The organism is Micromonospora sp. NPDC002296, from assembly GCF_040296145.1.
In the GTDB taxonomy this organism is placed as follows: domain Bacteria; phylum Actinomycetota; class Actinomycetes; order Mycobacteriales; family Micromonosporaceae; genus Micromonospora.
The window spans coordinates 1-2,849 of the sequence record NZ_JBEOWQ010000114.1 but is presented as its reverse complement, the minus strand read 5'-3'; the positions used below and the strand labels follow the sequence as shown (position 1 = coordinate 2,849).

The following is a 2,849-nucleotide window of genomic DNA, read 5'->3' as shown; positions in this document are numbered from 1 at the left end:
GTACCCGCCGTGCGGGGCGTCCGGGGTGTCGGCCAGGGCGGCGAGGGCCCGCCGGTACGCCTCGCCGATCCCGGCCGCCTGCTCCGGGGTGAACTCGGCCGAGTGGTAGTGCAGGCTCAGCCGGACCTGGTCGGTGAAGAAGTCGCGCATGAACTCGGCGCGCAGGGCGAACTCGGTCTCGGTGCTGACCCGCACGTCGAGCAGCTCGAAGCCGGCCCGCTCGCGCAGCCGCTTGAGCAGGTAGAAGTGGGTGTAGTTGAACACCGTCTCGAACAGCGGGTCGGTGGTGGCGGCGTCGGCCTTCATCTGCGCCATCGGGTAGCGCCGGTGCGGCAACAGGTCCGCCTCGGCCCGGTAGACCCGGCCGACGAGGTCGGCCCAGCTTCCGTCGCCGAGGTCGACGCGCAGCGGCACGGTGTTGAGGAACAGCCCCATCGCGGTGGTGGCGCCCTCGGACTCGGGCCGGCCGCTCTGCTCGTACCCGGTGACGACGGCCGCCTCGGCGGCGAGCGCGCCGATGACCTTGACGTGCGCGGCGAGCAGCAGGGTCTTCAGCGGCACGGCGAGCCGGTCGGCCAGCCGCAGCAGCCGCTCGGACAGCCCGACGGAGACGTCCACCTCGTGGAAGACCACCGGGCGCTGCGCCTCGACGGTCGGCGGCTCCCAGCGGGGCAGCTCGGTGACCCCGCCGTCGGCCAGCACGTCCCGCCAGAAGTCCCGGTCGGCAGCGGAGGCGACGGCCCGGCGTTCCAGCCCGATGTAGTCGCGGAAGTGGTTGCCGGCCGGCGGCTCGGTCAGCGGCCGGCCGTCGCGCAGCCGGTGGTACGTGTCGAACAGCCGGGTGTGCAGCAGGGTGATGCTCCACCCGTCCAGGGCCGAGTTGTGCTGGCTGAGGCTGTACCGGTACAGGTCGTCGGCGAACAGGTGCACGTGGACGCGGACCAGCCCCGGCTCCCGCCAGACGAACCGGTACGCCTGCTCCCGGTCGTGCCAGTCGGCGTACCGGCGCTCCTGCTCGGCCGGGTCCAGGCCGCGCAGGTCGGTCACCCACAGCGGGGTCGGCGCGTCGGCGTGCACGAGTTGGAGGTACTCGCCGTACCCGGTGAGGTGGTAGCTGGTGCGGAAGATCGGGTTGTCGGCGACCAGCCGCCGCACCGCCTCGGTGAACGCGGTCTCGTCGAACGGCGCGCTGATCAGGAAGCTGATGATGTCGTGGTACTGGGCCGCGCCCCGGGCCAGCTCGTTCTGGAAGATCAGCCCGGCCTGGAGCTGCCCCAGCGGGTACGCGTCGACCACCCCGTCGGGCAGCAGCGCCCGGTCGGCCGGGGACACCAGGTCGAACGGCGCGTACGTGGGGGGCCGCTCGCCGGTCGCCGGGGCGGCGGCGAGGGCGGCGATGGTGGGGTGACGGAACATCTGCTGGAAGGTGAGGTCCAGCCCGGCGGCGTGTGCCCGGGCGAGCACGGTGACGAAGTGGATGGAGTTGCCGCCGAGGGCGAACAGGTTGTCCTCCACCCCCACCCGGTCCACCCCGAGCACGTCGGCCCACACCCCGGCGAGGATCCGCTCGGCGTCGGTGCGCGGCGGCACGTACGGGCGGTCGTCGGCGGGCGGGTCGGGCAGCGCCCGCCGGTCGAGCTTGCCGCTGCCGGACAGCGGGAACTCGGCCAACTCCACCACCCGGGCGGGGACGAGGTACCGGGGCAGCAGGCCGGACAGGTGCTCGGTGAGCGCCCGCTCGGCCACCGGGGAGCGGGTCAGCACGTACCCGAGCAGGTTGCCGTCGCGGGCCACCACCACGGCGTCCTTCACGGCCGGGTGGCCGCGCAGCGCCTCCTCCACCTCGCCCAGCTCGACCCGGTGGCCGCGCACCTTGACCTGGTGGTCGAGGCGGCCCAGGTAGTCGATGGTGCCGTCGGGCAGCACCCGGGCCAGGTCGCCGGTGCGGTAGACCCGCTCCTCCCCCGCGTCCGGGGCGGCCACGAACCGGTCCCGGGTCAGCTCGGGGCGGTTGAGGTAGCCCCGGGCGAGCTGCACCCCGGCGATGCACAGCTCCCCCGGCACCCCGACCGGCTGGACCCGCAGCCGCTCGTCGAGGACGTGCAGCCGGGTGTTGTCCACCGGCCGGCCGATCGGCACCCGCTCCCCGCCGGGCACGCAGCGGTGGTGGGTGACGTCGACCGTGGCCTCGGTCGGGCCGTACAGGTTGACGAGGGTGACGTGCGGCAGCAGCGCGGCCAGCCGGTCGACGTGGTGCGGGCCGAGCGCCTCGCCGCTGGCGAAGACCCGGCGCAGCCCGGCCAGCGGCGCGGTGTCGGCGGTGGCCAGCCAGTCGAGGAACGCCCCCAGCATGGACGGGACGAAGTGCAGGGTGGTCACCCCGTGCGCGGCGACCGCCGCGACGATGGCCTGCGGGTCGCGTTCCGCGCCGGGCGGCAGCAGGCACACCGACGCGCCCTCGCGGGCCCACCAGAACAGCTCCCACACCGACACGTCGAAGGTGGTGGGCGTCTTGTGCAGGATGACGTCGTCCGGGCCGATCGGGTGCAGCCGCTGCATCCAGGCGAGCCGGTTGGCCAGCGACCGGTGCTCGATCATCGCCCCCTTCGGGGCGCCGGTCGAGCCGGAGGTGTAGATGACGTACGCCAGGTCCCGCCCGTCGGCCTGCGCCTGGGGCGCGGGCACCGCCGCGTCGGGCGGCGACGCGGGCACCGCCGCGTCGGCCGGCGGCAGCGGGAGCACCGGGACGCCGTCGGGGACGGCCGCCGGGTCGGCGGCCAGCACGAGCGCCGCGCCGCTGTCGGCCAGCAGGTAGCCGATCCGGGCCGGCGGGTAGCCGGGGTCGACCG

1 protein-coding gene is annotated in these 2,849 nt (G+C 74.8%); it reads right to left on the bottom strand.

Annotation, left to right across the window (positions count from 1 at the left end; translation table 11 throughout):
* Positions 1-2,849, bottom strand: a 2,849-nt coding sequence (locus ABT023_RS28900; RefSeq protein WP_350889847.1) for a non-ribosomal peptide synthetase, incomplete at both ends; no start/stop codon positions are given.